We start from the raw sequence: 1,314 nt of genomic DNA, 5'->3' as shown, positions 1-1,314 counted from the left end.
ACGCAGTCAAGCTCGAGGGCGGCGCGCACCTGGTGCCGACCGTCGAGCTGCTCACCCGCGCAGGCATCCCCGTGATGGCACACGTCGGCTTCACTCCGCCGACAGATCCGACTCGGGCGAGGCGCAGGCGGCCGCGACTTGTGCGGGGACGGCGGGGCCCTGCAGGCATCGGCCGGCGTCGACCAGCCGGGCTTCCGCGTCCAGGGTCGACTGGGTGGTGTAGGTCTCCAGGTGGGGGAACCGGAACCGGGACGAGCCGTCCTGGCGGCGCAGCAGCGCCGGGGTGTGCGCCAGCTGCGGCGCACTGATCGACACCACCAGTCCCAACGCCATACCGGTAGTCCGATCGATCACGGTGACCCGCTCGGCCGGGTCGCTGAACCGGGCGCCGTGCAGCTGGCGCGTCACCTCGGCCAGCACGTTCAACCGGGTGAAGGTCGCCCGCTGGCCCGCCACCACGCGCACCGCGATCGCCGCGACATCACCCAAGGTGGCGTCATCCAGGGCCGTGGAGGTGAGCAGCGGCAGGGTGTTGCGGTCCTCCAGCGCGCGGACCCACCCGGCCGGGTCCGCGCCGCTCAGGTGGGCCCCGGCACGGCTCCGCCAGCTGTCCATCTGTTCCGCCAGAACGTGCTGCTGCTTGTCCGGGCGGGTCGCGAGCGTGGCCTGCTGGCGCAGCTTGAGGACCTGCCGAGCCGACGGCTGGTAGCCGTGTGCGGCCACGAACGCCTCGACCAGGGCGTCCTTGGCCGCCTCGATCGCCCCCGACCGACGGGAGAACTCGGTCTGCAACGCCGGGCTCACCCCGGCGACCTCGTACTTCGGCACCGCCGATTGGGCGCGAGTCACCGGTTCCCAGCCCCACCCCAGCGCCTGGGTCAGGTAGTCCGACAGCACCCCGTTGTACAGCTCGGAGAGCGCCACCGTGCCGGCGAACAGCACCCGCCCGTCCAGGGTGCGCCAGGTCCCGTCGGCGCACTGGGCCCGGTTCATCACCACCACGTGGGTGTGCAGCTGCGGATCCCCCGCCCGCGAGTCCCAGTGGTCGAAGCCGGCCGCCACCACACCCCGCACCTCCTCGTGCACCACCCCGGCGTTCCCCGAGCGGGAGGAGAAGATGCCCGCGCTCTCCGCGTAGGAGATCACCTGCTGCACCGCTCGCAGGTGCGCCTCATACACCACTGCCTGCGTCCGAGCGTCGCCCAACGCCCAGGCGACGCTGACGCTCTTGGGCGCGCTGAACGTCAAGTCGAACCCGGCGACCGGCCGGGCCGGGGCACGCGTCCGGCCGGCCCCGTCCATCCGCGCGCTGCC

General features: G+C 72.8%; 1 protein-coding gene and 1 pseudogene. One reads left to right on the top strand and one right to left on the bottom strand.

The genetic code is table 11. The features are described 5' to 3' along the window. A pseudogene (locus FRW57_RS24675) lies at nucleotides 1–107 on the top strand (3-methyl-2-oxobutanoate hydroxymethyltransferase); the annotation flags it as partial. Here FRW57_RS24675 and mobF read toward each other — a convergent pair. Further along, nucleotides 91–1,302 (bottom strand): MobF family relaxase, encoded by a 1,212-nt coding sequence (mobF, locus tag FRW57_RS24670; protein ID WP_238999537.1) that lies wholly within the window; start codon nucleotides 1,300–1,302, stop codon nucleotides 91–93. The pseudogene FRW57_RS24675 and the gene mobF sit on opposite strands and share 17 nt — an antisense overlap. Between the last annotated feature and the right edge of the window lie 12 nt (nucleotides 1,303–1,314).

It is taken from the genome of Segeticoccus rhizosphaerae (assembly GCF_009192725.1).
In the GTDB taxonomy this organism is placed as follows: domain Bacteria; phylum Actinomycetota; class Actinomycetes; order Actinomycetales; family Dermatophilaceae; genus Segeticoccus; species Segeticoccus rhizosphaerae.
Note: the sequence above shows the minus strand (reverse complement) of the source record. Positions and strands in the feature narration are given on the sequence as shown.

Excerpts from the sequence above, each read along its gene's own strand:
- mobF (WP_238999537.1), bottom strand. The coding sequence starts at position 1,302 with ATGGACGGGGCCGGCCGGACGCGTGCCCCGGCCCGGCCGGTCGCCGGG.